Source organism: Caballeronia humi (assembly GCF_001544475.1).
GTDB classification, from domain to species: domain Bacteria; phylum Pseudomonadota; class Gammaproteobacteria; order Burkholderiales; family Burkholderiaceae; genus Caballeronia; species Caballeronia humi.
In genome coordinates this window covers 1-18,848 of sequence record NZ_FCNW02000016.1, presented here as the reverse complement: position 1 = coordinate 18,848, position 18,848 = coordinate 1, and the positions used below count along the sequence as shown (strand labels likewise).

At 65.0% G+C, this 18,848-nt stretch carries 19 protein-coding genes; 6 read left to right on the top strand and 13 right to left on the bottom strand.

Annotation, left to right across the window (positions count from 1 at the left end; translation table 11 throughout):
* Nucleotides 1-39: 39 nt before the first annotated feature.
* From AWB65_RS16405 to AWB65_RS16390, 4 genes are read right to left on the bottom strand one after another with little or no spacing between them, the layout of a single operon-like run.
* Nucleotides 40-903 (bottom strand): efflux RND transporter periplasmic adaptor subunit, encoded by an 864-nt coding sequence (locus tag AWB65_RS16405; RefSeq protein ID WP_087668168.1) that lies wholly within the window; start codon nt 901-903, stop codon nt 40-42.
* A 43-nt stretch (nt 904-946) separates the two neighbouring features.
* Nucleotides 947-1,147 (bottom strand): DUF1656 domain-containing protein, encoded by a 201-nt coding sequence (locus tag AWB65_RS16400; protein ID WP_087658446.1) that lies wholly within the window; start codon nt 1,145-1,147, stop codon nt 947-949.
* Nucleotides 1,137-3,299: an FUSC family protein gene (locus tag AWB65_RS16395; RefSeq protein WP_087668167.1), complete on the bottom strand. Its 2,163-nt coding sequence runs from the start codon at nt 3,297-3,299 to the stop codon at nt 1,137-1,139. The genes AWB65_RS16400 and AWB65_RS16395 overlap by 11 nt, the downstream gene beginning before the upstream one ends.
* A complete protein-coding gene (locus AWB65_RS16390) occupies nt 3,296-4,819 on the bottom strand; it encodes an efflux transporter outer membrane subunit (RefSeq protein WP_087668166.1) in 1,524 nt (507 codons plus the stop codon). The genes AWB65_RS16395 and AWB65_RS16390 overlap by 4 nt, the downstream gene beginning before the upstream one ends.
* 173 nt (nt 4,820-4,992) lie before the next feature.
* Here AWB65_RS16390 and AWB65_RS16385 point away from each other — a divergent pair, with 173 nt between their 5' ends.
* Together AWB65_RS16385 and AWB65_RS36345 are read left to right on the top strand one after the other, a co-directional pair.
* Nucleotides 4,993-5,931 (top strand): LysR family transcriptional regulator, encoded by a 939-nt coding sequence (locus tag AWB65_RS16385; RefSeq protein WP_087668165.1) that lies wholly within the window; start codon nt 4,993-4,995, stop codon nt 5,929-5,931.
* A gap of 133 nt (nt 5,932-6,064) precedes the next feature.
* On the top strand, nt 6,065-6,223 hold the full coding sequence (locus tag AWB65_RS36345) for a hypothetical protein (protein WP_159907652.1): 159 nt from the start codon (nt 6,065-6,067) through the stop codon (nt 6,221-6,223).
* Between the two features lie 3 nt (nt 6,224-6,226).
* On the opposite strand, the gene AWB65_RS16375 is transcribed toward AWB65_RS36345, so the two are convergent.
* The 5 genes from AWB65_RS16375 to wrbA form a co-directional block, all read right to left on the bottom strand.
* Complete coding sequence (locus AWB65_RS16375; RefSeq protein WP_087668163.1) at nt 6,227-6,934, bottom strand: SOS response-associated peptidase; 708 nt, start codon at nt 6,932-6,934, stop codon at nt 6,227-6,229.
* A 38-nt stretch (nt 6,935-6,972) separates the two neighbouring features.
* Nucleotides 6,973-7,776: a metallophosphoesterase family protein gene (locus AWB65_RS16370; protein ID WP_087668162.1), complete on the bottom strand. Its 804-nt coding sequence runs from the start codon at nt 7,774-7,776 to the stop codon at nt 6,973-6,975.
* On the bottom strand, nt 7,773-9,236 hold the full coding sequence (locus tag AWB65_RS16365) for an FAD-binding oxidoreductase (RefSeq protein WP_087668161.1): 1,464 nt from the start codon (nt 9,234-9,236) through the stop codon (nt 7,773-7,775). The genes AWB65_RS16370 and AWB65_RS16365 overlap by 4 nt, the downstream gene beginning before the upstream one ends.
* Before the next feature lie 111 nt (nt 9,237-9,347).
* Nucleotides 9,348-9,749 (bottom strand): DUF2069 domain-containing protein, encoded by a 402-nt coding sequence (locus AWB65_RS16360; protein ID WP_087668160.1) that lies wholly within the window; start codon nt 9,747-9,749, stop codon nt 9,348-9,350.
* Entirely contained in the window at nt 9,746-10,366 is a 621-nt protein-coding gene (gene wrbA / locus AWB65_RS16355; RefSeq protein ID WP_087668159.1) for an NAD(P)H:quinone oxidoreductase, read from the bottom strand. Before wrbA ends, AWB65_RS16360 begins: the two co-directional genes overlap by 4 nt.
* 125 nt (nt 10,367-10,491) lie before the next feature.
* Between wrbA and AWB65_RS16350 the strand changes: the two genes are divergently transcribed.
* Nucleotides 10,492-11,799 (top strand): YihY family inner membrane protein, encoded by a 1,308-nt coding sequence (locus tag AWB65_RS16350; protein ID WP_087668158.1) that lies wholly within the window; start codon nt 10,492-10,494, stop codon nt 11,797-11,799.
* 4 nt (nt 11,800-11,803) lie between these two features.
* Here AWB65_RS16350 and AWB65_RS16345 read toward each other — a convergent pair whose 3' ends face one another.
* From AWB65_RS16345 to AWB65_RS16335, 3 genes are all read right to left on the bottom strand, one after another.
* Nucleotides 11,804-12,124 carry an Mpo1-like protein gene (locus AWB65_RS16345; RefSeq protein WP_087668157.1) on the bottom strand — a complete coding sequence of 107 codons (321 nt, stop codon included), beginning with the start codon at nt 12,122-12,124 and terminating at the stop codon, nt 11,804-11,806.
* Between the two features lie 101 nt (nt 12,125-12,225).
* Nucleotides 12,226-13,047 (bottom strand): alpha/beta fold hydrolase, encoded by an 822-nt coding sequence (locus tag AWB65_RS16340; RefSeq protein WP_087668156.1) that lies wholly within the window; start codon nt 13,045-13,047, stop codon nt 12,226-12,228.
* Nucleotides 13,044-14,363, bottom strand: a complete 1,320-nt coding sequence (locus AWB65_RS16335) for an O-acetylhomoserine aminocarboxypropyltransferase (protein ID WP_087668249.1) — start codon at nt 14,361-14,363, stop codon at nt 13,044-13,046. The genes AWB65_RS16340 and AWB65_RS16335 overlap by 4 nt, the downstream gene beginning before the upstream one ends.
* Before the next feature lie 207 nt (nt 14,364-14,570).
* Between AWB65_RS16335 and AWB65_RS16330 the strand changes: the two genes are divergently transcribed.
* The 3 genes from AWB65_RS16330 (at nt 14,571) to aroC (ending at nt 18,240) form a co-directional block, all read left to right on the top strand.
* On the top strand, nt 14,571-15,023 hold the full coding sequence (locus tag AWB65_RS16330) for a CBS domain-containing protein (RefSeq protein WP_087668155.1): 453 nt from the start codon (nt 14,571-14,573) through the stop codon (nt 15,021-15,023).
* 108 nt (nt 15,024-15,131) lie between these two features.
* Nucleotides 15,132-17,063, top strand: a complete 1,932-nt coding sequence (locus tag AWB65_RS16325; protein ID WP_087668154.1) for an MFS transporter — start codon at nt 15,132-15,134, stop codon at nt 17,061-17,063.
* 76 nt (nt 17,064-17,139) lie between these two features.
* A complete protein-coding gene (gene aroC / locus AWB65_RS16320) occupies nt 17,140-18,240 on the top strand; it encodes a chorismate synthase (RefSeq protein WP_087668153.1) in 1,101 nt (366 codons plus the stop codon).
* A 68-nt stretch (nt 18,241-18,308) separates the two neighbouring features.
* Here aroC and AWB65_RS16315 read toward each other — a convergent pair.
* Nucleotides 18,309-18,848: 4Fe-4S dicluster domain-containing protein (locus AWB65_RS16315; RefSeq protein ID WP_200821732.1), on the bottom strand; the 540-nt coding region annotated here is incomplete at its 5' end.

Here is an 18,848-nt window from a genome sequence, read left to right as displayed (position 1 = left end):
CTGGCAGTCTTAAGGCGCCGGAGCGATCTTTCTTCGGACTCAACCCGAGGCCCCGATCACCACCGTGCAAGTCGTCCCCGCCGACAGCACCATCCCCGCCGGCACGTCATCGATACGAATCCGCACCGGCACGCGCTGCGCGAGCCGCACCCAGTTGAACGTCGGATTGACGTCGGCAAGCAGCTCACGGCTCTGCGGATTGTCACGATCGTAGATGCCGCGCGAAATGCTCTGCACGTGGCCCTTCAGCACGCCGCCGCTCATCAGCCGCATCTCCGCCGCGTCGCCGACGCGCACATGCGGCAGCTTCGTCTCCTCGAAATACCCGTACACCCAGAACGAATGGCTATCGACGATGGCGAGCTTCGGCGCTCCCGCCGTCGCGTAGTCCCCGCGATAGACGCTCAGATTCGTCACATACCCGTCGACCGGTGAAACCACCCGCGTGCGCTCGAGATTGAGCTTCGCGGCATCGAGCGCTGCTTGCGCCTGCTGCAATTGCGCCTCGGCGCTTGATGCCGACTGCATCGCGTTGTCGCGCTGTTCCTTCGATACGACGAGGCTGTCCATGTCGGCGCGACGCGCGGCATCGGCGCGGCGCATGCGCAATTCCGCCTGACGCGCGGCGACGTTCGCCTGCGCCTGCTGCACGGCGATCCGGTAGTGCGAGGGATCGATCTCCATCAGCAGGTCGCCTTTCTTCACCAACTGGTTGTCGGCAACCGGCATCGTCACCACGGCGCCCGACACGTCCGGCGCAACGTTGATGACGTCGGCGCGCACGCGGCCGTCGCGCGTCCACGGCTCGTCCATGTAGTGGACCCAGAGCGCGCGTCCTATCAGGATGGCGGCGGCGAAAATGACCGCCGTCAGAATGAAACCCACGATTTTTCGAATGATCATGATGCGACTCGTTTTAGCTTGGTTGAGAGCGACGCTTTAGCGCTTAGCGGTAAAAAGCAAGCCCGATGAGCCCGCAGACACACACGAGCAAGCTCGCGCGAAAGAGCGACGGATGCCACACGACGCGATAGAGGCCCGTCAGCGCGAGGGCGCGGTCGAGCAGCCACGTAAAGAGCGCGCCCGCGACGAATAGCAGCAGGATGGTCGGCACATAGGCTTCGAGGATTGCGGTACTACGCGGCATGGCGGGCTCCCTGTTGTCGGGCGGCGCTGAACGGTTCGAGCGGCGATTGCGGATCGAGCAGCGCCGTGCGGATGAAATGAAGATGGCTCAGGATGCGTTGCAGCCGGTGACGCTCTGCGCGCGGCGGGCGTTCGGCATCGAGCACTGCCTGCAACGTGGCGATCGCATCTGAAGTCGATGCCAGCGCCGTATCGAAACGCGCTGCGTCGGGTTTGTCGAAGAGACGCGCGACGGCATCGAGCGTCGCCGCGATCGACACGCGCCACGGCGCGCGGGCCGTCATTGCCGCGAGTTCGTGACGCAGGTCGATCACGGCGTGACCGGCTTCGAGCACGGCGAAGAGCCACTGCAAGGCCTCGCGCTGCAAGTCGGCACGGTTCGCGGCAAGCGCGTTGATCTGCGAAAGCAGGTCGCGCGTGCGGCTTTCGAAGCGCATCGCGAGCTTCGGCAGGCGCGCGCGGCAGGCCTGCACGACTTCGCGGCGCAGATCGCTCATCAGCAGCCGGCGCAGCCACGGTGCGTCTGTCGGCAGGAGGACGGCGAACGCGATCGACGCGACGAGCATCGAGAGCACGAGCGCGATTGCATCGTTGATGAAACCGGTCGGGTCGTAGTGCGTGAGGTTGTCGGGGCCGGCGAGAAAGCAGAAAAAGATGCAGTAGCCGATGCCGACGCCCACCAGATTGCGCCGCGTGCTGAGATACGTGCCGAAGAGCAGAAACGGCACGAGCGCCGCCGAGAGCAGCAAAAATCCGTCGATCCGCGGATACAGCCCGAACACGACGATCATCCCCGCGATCATCGCGAGCAGCGTGCCGCTCGCCATCTGGAAGGCCATCAGCGTCGGCCTCGGCGACGACGACGCCAGCGCGCACACCGCCGCTGCGTTCAGCACCATCGTGCCGCCGCTCGGCCACGCGGTCGCGATCCAGAACGCGCCGAGCGCGAGCATCACGATCGTCGTGCGGATGCCGGAAACGCTCGCGGCGAGCAAATTCGTCTTCGGCACGTAGCGCGCGACCCAGCGCTCGCGCTCGTGCGTCGGCACGGCGAGCGACGCGTAGGTTTGGGCGTAGGCAAGGAGGTCGTCGACGAAGCGGTAGAGCAGCTCCGAAGCGGTATCGAATTCGAGCAGCGCGAAGTCCGGATCGGCCTGAAGCCCCATACGCGTCGCGCGGATGCGTTTCGGCAGCGCCGACTTGAAACCGGCAAGCTGCGTCGCGGCCTGGGCGGCATCGGCGGCGTTCAGCACCGGCTCGCCCGACTTCTCCAATAGCGGCGCGACTTCGTGGAAATACGGTTCGAGCGCCGCGACCGTCGTCGTGGAGCCGTTCGCGCGGAGCCGGTTCATCAACTGATGCAGCGCATGAAAGCGCGTCGATGCGCTCATGAACTCGCTGTTCAGCCGCGCAAGCCGGCCGCTTTTCATGCGCGTCTCGGGGTTCTCGAACACGGCGACGCTGCGCGCGGCCTCGAAACCGACGATATCCGCGACAAACGCCGCATTCGTCGCCTCGATCTGCGGGCGGTCCATGCGGCCTGACAGCGCGCGGCACACGTAATCGACGAAACCGCTGAAACGGCGCCGCACCGTCGTCCTGATCTGCTCGCCCGCGTGCTGCGGGAACACGAGCGCGCTCACGGCGCCCGCGCACAGGATGCCGAGCGACACTTCGCTCACGCGCGTGAGCGCCGAAAGAAAGGCGCCGTCGGGATGCTGCGCGGCCGGAATCCCGATCAGCGCCGCCGTGTAGCCCGCGAGGACGAAGCCGTACGAGCGGAAATTGCGGTTGCGCGCGGCGCCCGCCGTGCAGAGCCCGACCCACAGCGACGTCGCCGTGATGAACAAGACCGGCTGCTGCGAAAAGAGGCTGATCAGGACGAGCATCACGACGAGCCCGACCATCGTCCCGCAAAAACGATAGAAGCTCTTCGCCAGGACCATGCCGCTTTGCGGTTGCATCACGACGAAGACGGTGGTCATCGCGGTGCGCGGCTGCGGCATGTCGAGGCGCATTGCGATCCAGAGTGTGAGGAGCGCGGCGAGCACCGCCTTGAAGATGTAGATCCAGGCGAGGCCCTCGGTGCGCGCCCAGTGCGTCAGGACGCTGCCGAGCGATTCGCCGGGGACGGAGACGGAGGAGGTTTTCATTTGGCGCTCGCCGTCCGCGCGCCGCTGAACGGCCCGATGTGCTTTGAAGGCGCGAGCGTGCCGTCGTCCGGTCCGTTCGACGGATCATCGAGGCCGCCGCCGAGCGCTGCCTGTAGCGATGCATACGCCGCGAGCCGTTCGGCGCGCACGCGTGCCTCGCCGTCCTGTGCGCGCAGCAACTGCGTCTGCGCGACGAGCACGTTAAGGTAATCCGTCAGGCCGCGCCGGTAACCCTCCCGCGCGAGCTGATAGTTCTTGCTCGCCGCCGCGACCGACCGTCCCGACGCGTTGAGTTGCGAATCGAGTGAACGCATCCGCACGACCTGATCGGCGATTTCCTTCAGCGCGCCGATCAACGTGCCGTTGTAATGCTCGACCGCCTGATCGTATTGCGCCGACGCCGCACCGAGTTGCGCGCGTAGCCGTCCGTCTTCGAAGATAGGCAGCGTGATCGCCGGCCCCGCGCTGAAACCGGTCCCACTCCCGCCGAGGAACGTGAGCAGCGCGCCGCCGGCCGCCATCTGCGACACGGACGCGAGCAGGTTCACGTTCGGATAGAACTCGGCCTTCGCGACATCGATCCCGCGCGCCTGCGCCGCGACCGTCCAGCGCGCCGCGACGACGTCCGGCCGATGCCCGACGAGTTCCGCCGGCAGCGCGGACGGCAAGCCGACCGGCTTGTCGAGCGACAGCACCGGCCGCGTCAGCGATTCGCCCGCGCCCGGACCCGCGCCCGCGAGCGCGGCGAGCTGGTTGCGCGAGAGATCGATCGCTTCGTTGTAAATGTCGACCTGGCGCTCGTATTCGGGCAGTGGTGTTTCGGCCTGACTCACTTCGAGCTGCGTGCCGAGGCCGCCCGCAAGGCGCTTTCGCGCATAGTCGGCGATTTTCTGCTGCTGATCGAGCGTCGCGCGGGCGATATCGAGCAGCGCGTAATCCTGCGACAAGCCGATGTACGCGCGCACCACGTTCGCTTCGAGTTCGAGTTGCGCGGCGCGGGCGTCGGCGGCGCGCACGTGGGCGGCATCGACGGCGCGTTCGGTCGCATTCGCGCTGCGGCCCCACAAATCGAGGTCGTAGGAAAGCGAAAGGGCGGCGGTGTTGTTCCAGGTGGTCGTGTCGTTGAACGAGCCAGGGCCGTAGTAGGCGTTTTCCGGCCAGCCCTTGCGCGTCACGGAAAGCGAGCCATCGACGTGCGGCGCCAGCGCCGAGCGCGCGACGCCCACCAGCGCGTTCGCTTCGCGCACCCGGGCAGCCGCGATGGCAAGCGTCGGATTGCCGGCGTTCGCGCGCTCGATCCACGCGTCGAGCTGAGGGTCGTCGTAGACGCGCCACCATTGGCCTGATGGCCAGCCGGCTTCTCCGTCGGCGGCGCGGATGGCGGCGCCGGCATCGAGCATGGAGGCTTCTTTGAGCGTGTCTTCAGGAGCGACATTTCCCGTGCTGGCGCATCCGGCGATTGTTAAGATAACTGTAAGAGCCGCGATGACGATCGCTCCCTTTGATACCGGTGCTGACACGATTGGCTCCCGAATCTGATCTAGACGTTAGGAACTCATTATATTTTTGCGGGTATTGTGGAATAACCCGTAACGATGCAAAGCATCCTTACGAGGTTTGAGATAATCGCTGTTGCGCAGCGTGCAATAATCGGCGTCACGATATTACGATATTGAGAGAGACGGAAGGCTGTATGGATACGCTACAAAACATGCGCGTTTTTGTGCGCGTCGTCGAAGCGGGAAGCTTCACGGCGGCCGCGCAGCATCTGAATACAACGACGGCGTACGCCTCGCGGGCCGTCTCCGATCTCGAAGCGCATCTGCGCACGCGCCTTCTGAATCGGACGACGCGCCGCATCGCGCTGACCGAAGCCGGCGAGCGCTATCTGCAGCGCTGCGAGCAAATTCTGGCTTACGTCGATCAGGCGGAAGCCGAAGCCGGCGATGCTCACGCGCGGCCGTCCGGCAAGCTCAAAGTCCATTCGATGACGGGTTTCGGCCAGCACTATGTCGTGCCGATGATTTCGCGCTACCAGGAGCGGCATGCGTCCGTGCAGGTCGAATTGACGCTCGCGCAGCGCATGCCGGATTTGCTCGACGAAGGCTACGACGTGTCGGTCGTGCTCGCGTCCGACTTGCCCGATTCGGGGCTCGTCTCGCAGCGGCTTGGATCGGCCTTCAGCATCGCGTGCGCGTCGCCGGCATATATCGAGAAGCACGGCACGCCGCACGTGCTGTCTGATCTCGTGCGCCACACCTGCCTGCAACTCGTGACGCCCGTCCTTCCGACCGACAAATGGATTTTTGAAGGCCCGAACGGACAGGAGACCGTGAGCCTCGGGCCATCGACGTTCACGGTGAACGTTGCCGATGCGATGGCCGTCGCGATCCGCGAGGGCATGGGCCTGGGCGTCCTGCCAACGTCGTCAGCGCTGCCGCTCCTGCGCGCGGGCACGATCGTGCGCGTGCTGCCGCAATATCAGATGCAGGAACTGAACGTGTTCGCGCTCTATCCGTCGCGGCAATATCTGGACGCGAAAATCCGCACATGGGTCGATTTCCTGCGCGACGAACTGCCCGCAACGCTCGCCGCCGACGCGGAATCGCTGAAAGCGTTCGTCGTCACGTGATTTGCCGCCGTTTTGCCCGTGAGATTGCGACTGCGCAACAAAAGTGTGTGATGCAACACTTGCTTACTTTTATTTCGCCCGCATCTTGATAACTTCGATGCATGCCTTTTTGCTCTCGACCGGGGAAAGCCTGATGAATACGCCACTCATGTTCGCACTTGTGATGTTGCTCGTGCTGATCTCCATTCCGGCCACGCGTGAGCTTTTCCGCGCATTTCGCGACAATTCGGCGAAGAAGCGGCTGATTCCGATCCGTATCGACGACCGGCAGCGTTATCGCCGCGATCGCTGAGTTTTATCCGGCTAGCGGTTCCAGCGGCTCGATCAGGCGCGGCTCGTCGTTGATCGCGCGATTTACGTCGCTCGTCACGCGATGCCAGATGAACTGCGATGCCGCCGCGCCGCCACTTTTGGAGAGCGCGTCGAGTTCGTCGAGCGGCAGCGCGGGGTCGAGCCATCGGCGCGCGGCGGCGGGCGTGAACACGAGCGGCCGTCGGTCGTGGACATCAACGAGCCCTTCGTCGGCGGCGGCCGTCACGATCACGAATCCCGCGCCGGGCATGAGGGCATCCTCCTCGGTCTGGATGCTTGTGAGCGCGGCGAGGAACATCGGCTCTTCGTCGGCGCGGCGAATGAAATAGGGCTGCTTCACGGGTTTCGCGCCGTCTGCCGGCGTCTCCGTTTTCCACTCGAACCAGCCGTCGGCGGGAACGAGAATCCTCGCTTTTCTCCACAACGCCCGGAAATACGCACTCGTCGATGCCGTTTCGACGCGCGCGTTGATCGTCTGCGGCAGCTTTTTCTGGATCGCCCATTGCGGGCAATAGCCCCAGTGAACCGCGCGGATCGTCTCGTCGGGGTAGATCGCGAGCGGATGCGTGCCGGGCGACAGGTTGTAACCGGGACGCCGGTCCGCGGCATCGACGAGCACGAACGGATTTTTCAGATGCATGCGCTGCGCATAATGCATCGGCAGTCGGTACTGGCTGATTCGGCCGCACATGGCACGTCTCCGCTAAGTCCAACGGTTATCCCGCTACTTCAAATTTCGACGACTTTGTCCCACGCGAAATGCGGGTTTTCGAGGGCGCGCGTGCGCCGGTCGAGATACCCGCGCGGATTGCAGACGACCCGCGTGCCCTCGACCGTGTAATCGAACGCCGTGTGCGTGTGGCCGTGAATCCACAGCGCGACCGGCGCGCGCACGAGCGAGGGCAAATCGTTGACGAATCCCGCCGACACCAGATCCTGCGCGTACTTCTCCGCGAGACTCTCTTTCAACGGCGCATGGTGCGTGACGACGATCGTCTGGCCGTCGAACGGTTTCGCCAGCTCGCTTTCGAGCCACGCGCGCGCGTGTTCGTGCAATGCGAGCGAATCGCTGGTGGCGAACGAGCGCGGCTCGCCGTCCGGCTCCGGCCACGAAATCTGGATCACGCCGCGATAGTCGAGCATCACGCGCGCGCACGCTTCCTGCGCCTTCGCCAGTTCTTCCTCGCTCGATCCGAACAGCGCGAAATCGGTCCAGAGCGTCGTGCCGAGCACGCGCCACTTGCCGTACCGGTCGACGAGCGTCGCATTGTTCAGGTAGTGCACATTGTCGACGCTGCGCGCGGCGTCCTGCATCGCGACTTCGAGCGCGCCGAATTCGCCGTCGTAGTACTCGTGATTGCCGGGCACGTAGATCACCGGCACGCGGGAATCGAAGTTTTCCGCCGCCCAGCGCAATCCTTCCGCGTGATTGTGGATATCGCCGGCGAGCACGACGAGTTCCGCCTCGGCATAAGGAATCGCGACCGGTTCGTCGGCTTCCAGGTGCAGGTCTGACAAAACGCGAATCTTCACGACGCTTTCTCCCCCGAACGGCCCGGCACGCGCACGACCTTGCCCGGATTCATCAGATTCTCGGGATCGAGCGCGGCCTTGATCGCCTGCATCAGCCGGACTTCGACGGGCGATTTGTAGCGCATCGCCTCGTCGACCTTCAGTTGCCCGAGACCGTGCTCCGCGCTGATGCTGCCGCGATGGGCGTGCACCTGTTCGTACACGAGCGTGTTGATGCGCTTCTGATAGTCAGCGAGAAACTGCTCGGGATCGACGCCTTCGGGCGCCTGCACGTTGTAGTGCAGATTGCCGTCGCCGAGATGGCCGAACGTCACCATGCGCGCGCCGGGCGCGGTTTTGGCGATCAGCGCGTCGGTTTCATCGATGAAGCGGCCGATGCTCGAGATCGGCACGGAAATGTCCTGCTTGATGTTCAGCCCTTCCGCGGCCTGCGCGAGCGGAATGTGCTCGCGCAAGTCCCAGAACGCCTGCGATTGCGCCAGGTTCTCGGCAACGACGGCATCTTCGACCAGACCTTTCCCGATCGCCTCTTCCATCAGCCGTTCGAAGAGCGTGCGGGCGTGCTCTTCGCTTTCGCTGTCGGAGAGTTCGAGCAGCACGGTTTGCGCGTGCGGCTCGGCGAACGGATAACGCATCTGCCCGAAATGCCGCCCGACGAGACGCAGCGAAAAATCCGACATCAGCTCGAAACCGGTGAGAAGCGCGCCGGCGTGACGCTGCGCCATCGCGAGGAAATCGAGCGCGGCGTGCGGCGAGGCGAGACCGGCGAGCGCCGTCACCCTCGCGACGGGCGCCGGATGCAGCTTCATGACGGCCGCCGTGATGATGCCGAGCGTGCCTTCCGCGCCGATGTAGAGATCGCGCAGGTCGTAGCCCGTGTTGTCCTTCCTCAGCGCGCGCAGACCGTCCCAGATTTCGCCTTGCGGCGTCACCACTTCGAGGCCGAGACACAGTTCGCGCGTATTGCCGTAGCGCAAAACACCCGTGCCGCCGGCATTCGTCGATAGATTGCCACCGATCATGCAACTGCCTTCCGCCGCGAGGCTCAGCGCGAAGAGGCGCTGCTCGGCTTCGGCGCGCGCCTGGATTTCCGCGAGGACGACGCCCGCTTCCACGGTGATCGTGTTGTTATGCGGATCGACGTCGCGGATGCGGTTCAGGCGCCGCAAGCTGACGACCGCCTGCGCGCCGCTCGTGTCCGGCGTGGCTCCGCCGGCGAGTCCCGTGTTGCCGCCCTGCGGCACGATGGCGACGCGATATTCGCGCGCGAGCCGCACGGCGGCGGCGACTTGTTGCGTGTCGGCGGGAAGCAGCACGGCGCACGCTTCGCCCGTGTAGCGGCGGCGCCAGTCGGTCAAAAACGGCGCGGTGTCGCGGGGGTCGGTCAGCACGTGGGCGGCGCCCAGCACGTCGGAGCAGGCAGCGACGAAGGGGCCGGTGGGTCGTGCGGAGGCGTTCATGTCGTTCAAGTCGTGAAGTTCAGTCGACAGTATCGCTTAGGTCGCACCAAAGCGATGCCTGGCCGGATGGCATAGGCCCGCGCCAGGCGCGGGTATCCGTGCTACAAAGCGTCACTGGCTGGCGCGTTTGGCGGCGCGGGCCGCGCGCTTGTAAGGCGCGACGTAGGCGAGCGCGCAGGCGAAGCAGACGATGGAAAGTAGCGCTTCGAGCCACCCGAGCCGCGCTGAGAGCCTGCCGTCCGTCATGCCGCGCACGACGCCTTCGGCGAGATAGAGCAGCACGAGCATCGAGGTCCATTGCAGCGTATAGAGGTCGCGGCGCCAGGTTCCGCGCAGCGCGAGCGCGAGCGGCAGCGCCTTGATCGCGAGCGCGGAGCCGCCGGGACGCAGCGGCGCGAGCCACAGTTCCCAGGCAAGCGACAGCACGATCAACGCGACGAGACTCGCGAGCGCCCCGGCAGCGTAGGCGGGGCGCCCGGCGGCGACTGCGGGCTGAACGAAGGGTGCGTTCACGTAGCGCTCGCGCCGCGCGAAAGATGCAGCGCCGTGCGTGCGAGACGCGCGCCAAGCGCAATCGCGAGGGCCTTTTCGTCGGCGGAGATGCCGCCGTTGAGGCCGTCGTCGCCGTCGGAGCGCGCGTGGTGGGACGCGCCGTAAGGCGTGCCACCGGTTTGCGTCGTCGTGAGGCGCGACTCGGTGTACGGAATGCCGACGATCATCATGCCGTGATGCAGAAGCGGCAGCATCATCGAGAGCAGGGTGGTTTCCTGGCCGCCGTGCAGGCTGCCCGTCGACGTGAAGACGCTCGCGGGCTTGCCGGCGAGCGCGCCGGAGAGCCACTGCGGCGTGGTGCCGTCGAGGAAATACTTGAGCGCCGCCGACATGTTGCCGAAGCGCGTCGGCGAACCGAGCGCGAGTCCCGCACATTCCTCCAGATCGCGCACTTCGGCGTAGGGCGGGCCGTCGGCGGGAATATCGGGCTGGGTCGCCTCGCAGACCGCGGACACGGGCGGCACCGTGCGCACGCGCGCCTGCATGCCCGGCACGCTGTCGATGCCCTGCGCGATCGCGAGCGCGAGTTCGCGCGTGGCGCCGTGCCGACTGTAATAAAGCACAAGGATGTCGTTCATAAGGCTTTTTTAGTGAACGGGTATTATAGAGATGGGTTCACGTTCGTGGCGTCCGGGCGGGCTTTTGCGTCACTTGACCGCTGTTTCCGGCGCGTTCGCGTGATCCCTATTGAGGAGAATGGTTTTTGCAGAAGCTTCCCATCGATCTCGCCGCGGTTCGCCGGCTCGCGGGCTTCGTCGCGCGGCGCACGGGCGAGGACCGCGTGGCGCAAGTGGCCGGCAGCCTGACGTTCACGAGCGTGCTGTCGCTCGTGCCGCTCGCAACTGTCGCGTTCGCGCTCTTCACGGCGTTTCCGATCTTCGGCTCGTTCCAGGAGTCGCTGCAGGACTTTCTGTCCGTGCATCTGATGCCGTCGCAGATCAACAGCCAGATCTTCAAGTACCTCAACCAGTTCGCCTCGAAGGCCAAGGGTTTGACCACGGCCGGCATGATCATCCTGTTCGTCACGTCGGTGATGACGATGATGACTGTCGAATCCGCGTTCAACGTGATCTGGCGCGTGCGCAAGGCGCGGCCGCTCGCGCAGCGCGTGCTCGTCTACTGGGCGATCATCACGCTCGGGCCGATTTTGTTCGGCTGCAGTCTCTCGATTTCGTCGTATCTGTTCGCGCAGTCGGTGGCGTTCGCGGGGTCGCATCACTTGCTGCCGCCTATCGTCGAGTGGGCGCTCACGGGCGTTTCGCTGCCGCTTACGGTGCTCGCTTTCACGATGCTCTATGTGTATATGCCGAACTGCAAGGTCGAATGGCGCGACGCCGTGATCGGCGGGCTGATCGCGGCGGTCGCGTTCGAACTCGGCAAGCGCGGTTTCGGCTACTACGTGCGCCGGATTCCGACTTACACGGCCGTCTACGGCGCGTTCGCCGCGTTGCCGGTGTTCCTGTTGTGGGTGTATTTATGCTGGCTGATCGCGCTGGTCGGCGCGATGGTGACGTCCGCGCTGCCAGCGATTCGCATCGGGCAGTTTCATCGGCGGGATTTTCCGGGCAGCGACTTGCTCGATTCGCTCGAATTGCTGGCGCGGCTCGTGATAGCGCGTGACGAAGGCAAGCCGGGCCAGACGGCGCTCGACCTGGCGCGGATGCTCCGTTGCGACATGGATACGTCGATGCGCCTGCTTTCACGCGTGGAGACGCAAGGCTGGGTTGGCCGGCTCGACGATGCGAAGGCGCCGCGCTATGTGCTGATCGCGAATCCGAACCAGATCACGCTGGCGATGCTGTTCGACCTCTTCGTGATCGATCGCGACGAGCTGGAGTACCAGTTGCGGCTCGACGCCTCGCAGGTGGACTGCGCGGCGCTGATGGGCGTGCTGGAGAACGAAAAGCTCGGTATCACGCTCGGCTCGCTGATCGCGGCGCGCGTGTCAGCCCTGACCAACGCGCGCATGCGCGACGCGACGCGCGTGCCAATGCCGCATCAGCCGGCCTGAACGCTCAGAGAGAAATCTTTCCCACGCAGATATCCTTGAACATCACCCAGTCGCCCATCAGGCTGTAGAGCGGGTGACGGAAGGTGGCCGGCCGGTTCTTTTCGAAGAAAAAGTGCCCGACCCACGCAAACCCATAGCCGCATACGACGGCCACCGGCAGCCAGAGCCAGTCGCCGGTCGCGATCCCCATCGCGATGCAGCCGATCACGCCCAGCGAGCCGATGAAATGCAGCCTGCGCGACACCAAATTGCGATGTTCTTCGAGATAGTACGGATAGAACTCGGCGAAATTCGCGAAGTGGTCGCTGTGTGCGGTATGAGCCATGACTGTCTCCGTCTCGGCGCTCGGACGAAACCATTGTGCGGCGAAAAGCGCACGCCGCGCAACCTGACCGTTCGGCTGATAGCGGGGCGTTGTTTCGGCGATTACGCTTGGCTTATCGCGAAGGCGAAGAGGGCGTCGAGCGTCGCGTCGGGCTGCTCGGTCATCAACGCATGGCCGGCGTCGAGCGTCACGGTGTCTACGACGACGCCCGACTGCGACATCGCCTTGACGAGCGCGGCGGCGGCTTTCGGCGGGGTCATCAAGTCACGCTGGCCGGAAATCACGAGCACCCGACAGCGCACCTGCAGAGCGCGTTCGAGACCCTCGGTGTACGTGTTGCAGGCGCTGAAGTCGGTGTGAAAGAGCAGGCCTTCACCGCGCGCGGAGACGCGCTCCATCAGCCGCTGGTTCATGCCGTGCAGCCAGAAGCCGGGCGCGGGGCTCGACGGCTTCGCGGCGATCGTCGAATGCGACCACTGGTTGACCATGTCGATGGCTTCCGGCTCGTGTTCGCGGGCGGCGTCTAGCAGCGCGTCGGAAACGGTCATCGGCACGGCGGTTGCCAGAAGCGCGAGTTTCGAGACGCGCGCCGGATGGCGGGCGGCGGCATCGAGTGCGATCAGCGAGCCCATGCTGTGGCCGACTAGCAGCGCTTTTCCGACCTGCGCCGCGTCGAGCACGCCGATCACCCAGTCAGCGAGCGACGCGATGTCGGCGAGCGCAGGACCCGCGCTGCGCCCGTGGCCCGGCAGATCGAGCGCGAGCACGCCGAAACCGTGATGCGCGAAGTAGCGCGTCTGCAGCGCCCAGACGCTGTGATCGTGTTCCGCGCCGTGCAGGAAGACGACGGTAGGCCGGGTGGAGTCGTACGCCTTGCCGCCGGTGTACGCGTAGGCCAGCGTGCCGTGGACGTCGAGCATCATGCGCGGCTCCCGAGCGTGGACGCACCCGCGCCCGCCTTTTGCGACGCCTTGAGGCCGCGTTTCAGGTCGTCGATGAGGTCGTCCGGGTCTTCGAGTCCGATCGACAGGCGAATCCGCCCCGGTCCGATGCCTGCCGCGGCGAGCGCGGCGGCGTCCATGCGGAAATGCGTGGTCGACGCGGGGTGGATCACGAGCGAGCGCGCATCGCCAACGTTCGCGAGGTGCGAGAACAGCGTAAGCGATTCGATGAAGCGGCGCGCGGCCGCGACGTCGCCGCGCAAGTCGAAGCTGAATACGGCGCCCGCGCCGCGCGGCATCAGGCGTTGTGCGAGTGCGTAGTCGCGGTGCGTCGGCAGTTCGGGATACGCCACGCCCTCGACCGCCGGATGCGCGAGCAGGAACTCCACGACGCGGCGCGTGTTCGCGACGTGCCGGTCCATGCGCAGCGGCAGCGTCTCGATACCTTGCAGCAGTTGCCATGCGGCCTGTGGGTGCAGGCACGCGCCGAAATCGCGCAGGCCCTCGCGGCGTGCGCGCAGCAAAAACGGCGCGACCGTGCTTTCCTCGGCGAAGACCATGCCGTGAAAGCCGTCGTACGGTTCGGTGAATTCGGGAAAGCGGTCGGTGGCGGTGAAGTCGAACGTGCCGCCATCGACGAGCACGCCGCCGATTGTCGTGCCGTGGCCGCCGAGGAATTTTGTCGCCGAGTGGTAAACGAGGTCGGCGCCGTGCTCGAACGGCCGCAGCAGGTAGGGCGTCGTGAAGGTCGAATCGACGAGCAGCGGCACCTGGTTCGCATGCGCGATCTCCGCTACGGCTGCGATATCGAGCACGTCGAGCCCCGGATTGCCGAGCGTCTCGCCGAAGAAAAGCCGCGTGTTCGGCCGCGCGGCGGAGCGCCAGGCGTCGAGGTCGTGCGGTGGCACGAACGTCGTCTCGATGCCGAAGCGCCGCAGCGTGTAGTGCAGCAGATTGTGCGAGCCGCCGTAGAGCGCGCTCGACGCCACGACGTGCGCGCCCGCGCCCATCAGCGTCGCGATCGCAAGATGCAGCGCGGCCTGCCCGCTCGCCGTGCCGATCGCGCCCGCGCCGCCTTCGAGGGCCGCGACGCGCTCCTCGAATACCGCGACCGTCGGGTTCGAGATGCGCGAGTAGACGTGCCCCGAGCGCTCCATGTTGAAGAGCGCGGCGGCGTGATCGGTATCGCGGAAGGAGAACGACGTCGTCTGGTAGATCGGCGTGGCGCGCGCGCCGGTGGTCGGGTCGGGAGCGGCGCCCGCGTGCAGCACGAGCGTGTCGAAGCGGTTGGCGGGCATCGTGAGCGGCCGGGCGCGGGCGTCCGGCGGTGATCGAAGGTGAATCATCGTAACATCGGGGTGAGCGCGCCGAACTTAGGGCACCAACCTAGGGAATACAGGCAAAGCGCTTGTCCGATAAGCCAGTCGAGCCCGTCCGCGCTTTCCTTTTGACGGCCTTTCCGCTAGGATCGATCCACGATTTACGCCTTCGCGAAGGAGACAAACATGCGAGTCAGCGACATTCTGAAGGTCAAGGGCAATGTGCTCTTCACGGTGACACCCGAGACGCCGCTGCACGACGCAATCAACACAATGGCGTCGCACGACATCGGTTCGCTCGTCGTGATGGAGTATGGCGATCTAGTCGGCATGCTGACGTTCCGCGAGATCATCCTGACGTTGAAGGAAAACGGCGGCACCGTCGGCACCACGACGATCCGCAAGGTCATGGACGACCATCCGCTCACCTGCACGCCGGAAACCGACGTCAACGAAGTGCGTCGCATGATGCTCGAACATCACGTGCGCTATCTGCCTGTGATGGACAGCCGCTCGCTGATGGGCGTGATCTCGTTCTACGACGTGGCGCGCGCGGTCGTCGAAGAGCAGGGCTTCGAGAATCGCATGCTGAAGGCCTATATCCGCGACTGGCCGGAGCAGCCGGAAGAAGCGCGTTAAAGTTATCGCGCTTTTTGCGCAGCATCGAAAGTCATGGGCAGTACAAGGCGCGCCCCGCACGGCGCGCTTTTTTTTCGCGGTTTTCTCAGCTACCAACTCCAATAAACCATGAGTAAGCGCCCCAATCCCGCTGTGAGTCGCCGGTCGGATCAGGACGGCGATGGCCAGTTTCGCCTCCTGAGCGAACGCCGTTTCGCGCCGTTCTTCTGGACGCAGTTTTTAGGCGCGATGAACGACAACGTCTTCAAGGTCGGCTTTACGTCGCTCGTCACGTTCCAGGCCGCGCGCTTCTCCGGCGTCGATCCGAAAACAGCCGCGTTTCTCATTTCCGCGATCTTCATCGTGCCGTTCGTGCTGTTCTCGGCGACCTCCGGCCAGCTTGCCGACAAATTCGACAAGGCGATGCTCACGCGCTTCGTCAAGACCTTCGAGATCGCGGTGATGCTCGTCGGCGGCGCGGGGTTTTTGCTGCACAGCGCGCCGCTGCTGTACTTCTGCACATTCCTGATGGGCGTGCACTCGACCGTGTTCGGACCCGTCAAGTACGCGTATCTGCCGCAGCATTTGAGGCCGTCGGAACTGGTGGGCGGTAACGGGCTCGTCGAGATGGGGACGTTCGTTGCGATCCTGATCGGCACGATCATCGGCGGGGCGGCGGCGGGCCTCACCGAGCACGGCGCGATGCTGCTCGCGGTTGCTTGCCTCGCGATCGCGCTGATCGGGCGGGGGACCGCGAGCTTCGTGCCGAAGTCCGCCGCGCCGCAGCCGGAATTGCGCATCAACTGGAATCCGTTCACTGAAACGTGGCGCAACCTCGCGCTCGCCCGGCAGAACCGCACCGTTTTTTTGAGCCTGCTCGGTATTTCCTGGCTGTGGTTCGTCGGCGCGACCTTTCTCACGTCGTTCTTCAACTTCGCTAAGGACGTGCTGTCGGCGAATCCGGATGTCGTCACCGTGCTGCTCGCGACGTTTTCGATCGGCATCGGCACCGGGTCGCTGCTGTGCGAGAAGCTTTCGAAGCGGCGCGTCGAGATCGGACTCGTGCCGCTCGGTTCGATCGGCATCAGCGTGTTCGCGATCGATCTCTTCTTCGCGAGCCATCGCATTCTGCCAGCGAGGCATTTGCTCGGCGTCGGCGAGTTTCTGGCCGTGGCGTCGCACTGGCGGATTCTCGCGGACCTCTTTCTGCTCGCGCTTTTCGGCGGCCTGTATAGCGTGCCGCTCTACGCGCTGATCCAGAGCCGCAGCCAGCCGACGCATCGCGCGCGCATCATCGCCGCGAACAATATCCTCAACTCGTTCTTCATGATCGTGTCGGCGGTGATGGCGCTGGGGCTGACGGCGGCGGGCGTCGGCATTCCGGGGCTGTTTTTGACGACCGCGCTCCTCAATATCGTCGTCGCGGCCTATATCTATTCGCTCGTGCCGGAGTTTCTGCTGCGCTTTGTCGCGTGGATTCTCGTGCACACGTTCTACCGCATTCGTCTCGTCGACGCCGGGCGCATTCCTGAGCGCGGCGCGGCGGTACTGGTGTGCAACCACGTAAGTTTCGTCGACGCCATCGTCATCATGGCGGAAAGTCCGCGGCCGATCCGCTTCGTGATGGATCACCAGATTTTCCGCTCGCCGTTCTTCGGCTGGCTGTTCCGCCACGTGAAGGCGATTCCGATCGCGCCCGCTCACGAGGATGCCGAACTGCTGAGGCAAGCCTACGACGCCTGCGGACGCGCGCTCGCCGCGGGCGAACTCGTCTGCATCTTTCCGGAAGGCAAGCTGACGCGCACGGGCGAGATCAATCCGTTCAGGCAGGGTGTGGCGCAGATTCTGAAGCGGCAAGCCGCGCCCGTCGTGCCGATGGCGCTGCGCGGCCTGTGGGGCAGCGTGTTCTCGCGCCACGAGGACACCCGCTGGCCGCGCCCGATTCACCGCGGCGTGATGAGCCGCCTGACGCTCGCGGTCGGCGAGCCGATCGATCCGGCCGATGCCACGCCCGAGCACTTGCAAGCGCTCGTGAGCGCGCTGCGCGGGGAACGCAGATAGCGCGGCGCGGCGCTTTATCGAGATGCCGCTGGCATAATGGCGGTTTCCCCGCATCACTTTTCTCAGGGCGACGCACATGTCCGGAAACACCTTAGGCACGCTTTTCACCGTCACGAATTTCGGCGAGTCGCACGGACCGGCGATCGGCTGCGTGATCGACGGCTGCCCGCCGGGCATGGCGCTTACTGAAGCCGACATCCAGATCGAACTCGACCGCCGCCGGCCGGGCACGTCGCGGCACGTCACGCAGCGGCAAGAGCCGGATCAGGTCGAGATTCTCTCGGGCGTGTTCGAGGGCAAGACTACCGGCACGCCGATCGCGCTCCTGATCCGCAACACCGATCAGCGCAGCAAGGATTACGGCAATATCGTCGAGACGTTCCGCCCCGGTCACGCGGACTACACCTACTGGCAGAAGTACGGCATCCGCGACTATCGCGGCGGCGGGCGCTCGTCGGCGCGGCTGACGGCGCCGACCGTCGCGGCAGGCGCGGTCGCGAAGAAGTGGCTGCGCGAGCGCTTCGGCATCGAGACCCGCGGCTATATGAGCGCGATCGGCGAGATCGGCGTGCCGTTCGTCTCGTGGGAGCATGTGCGCGAGAATCCGTTTTTCGCGCCGAACGCGGAGATCGTGCCGCGTCTCGAGGAATACATGGATTCGCTGCGAAAAGACGGCGATTCGATCGGCGCGCGCATCGAAGTGGTCGCGACGGGTGTGCCGGTTGGTTTGGGCGAGCCGCTCTACGATCGTCTCGACGCCGACATCGCCAAGGCGATGATGGGCATCAACGCCGTGAAGGCCGTCGAGATCGGCGCGGGTTTCGCGAGTGTCGCGCAGCGCGGCTCGGTTCACGGCGACGAAATGACGCCCGACGGTTTCGCCGCAAACAACGCGGGCGGCATCCTTGGAGGGATTTCGAGCGGGCAGGACATCACGGTATCGATCGCGATCAAGCCGACGTCGAGCATCCGCACGCCGCGTCATTCCATCGACAAGGCGGGCGCGCCGGCCGTTGTCGAGACGTTCGGGCGGCACGACCCGTGCGTCGGCATCCGCGCGACGCCGATCGCTGAGGCCCTGCTCGCGCTGGTGCTGATCGATCACGCGCTGCGGCATCGGGCTCAATGCGGCGATGTCGTGGTGAGCACGCCAAAGATCGCGGCGCAGGCTAAATAAGTGAATGAATGGTCGTAAAAAAGGCGTCGGTTTTTTGAGAACCGACGCCTTTTCTTATGTACGAACCGTCACATGTTCGGATAGTTCGGCCCGCCGCCTCCTTCCGGTGTGACCCAGACGATGTTCTGCGTCGGGTCCTTGATATCGCAGGTCTTGCAGTGCACGCAGTTCTGCGCGTTGATTTGCAGGCGTTCGTTGCCGTCGTCGGTCTTGATGAATTCGTACACCGCGGCCGGGCAGTAGCGGCTTTCCGGACCCGCATAGGTGCGCAGGTTCACGTTCACCGGCACTGATGCGTCTTTCAGCGTCAGGTGCGCCGGCTGATTCTCCTCGTGATTCGTATTCGAGATGAACACCGACGACAACCGGTCGAACGTCAGCTTCCCGTCCGGCTTCGGATAGACGATCGGCTTGCTTTGGGACGCGGGCTTGAGCGTCTCGTAATCCGCGTGCTGATGATGCAGCGTCCACGGCACGTTGCCGCCCATCACCTTTTGCTCCAGCCCGACCATGAAGGTGCCCAGGTACAGGCCCTTGCTCATCCACTGCTTGAAGTTGCGCGCGCGATAGAGCTCGGTCTTGAGCCACGAGGTTTCGAAAGATGCGGG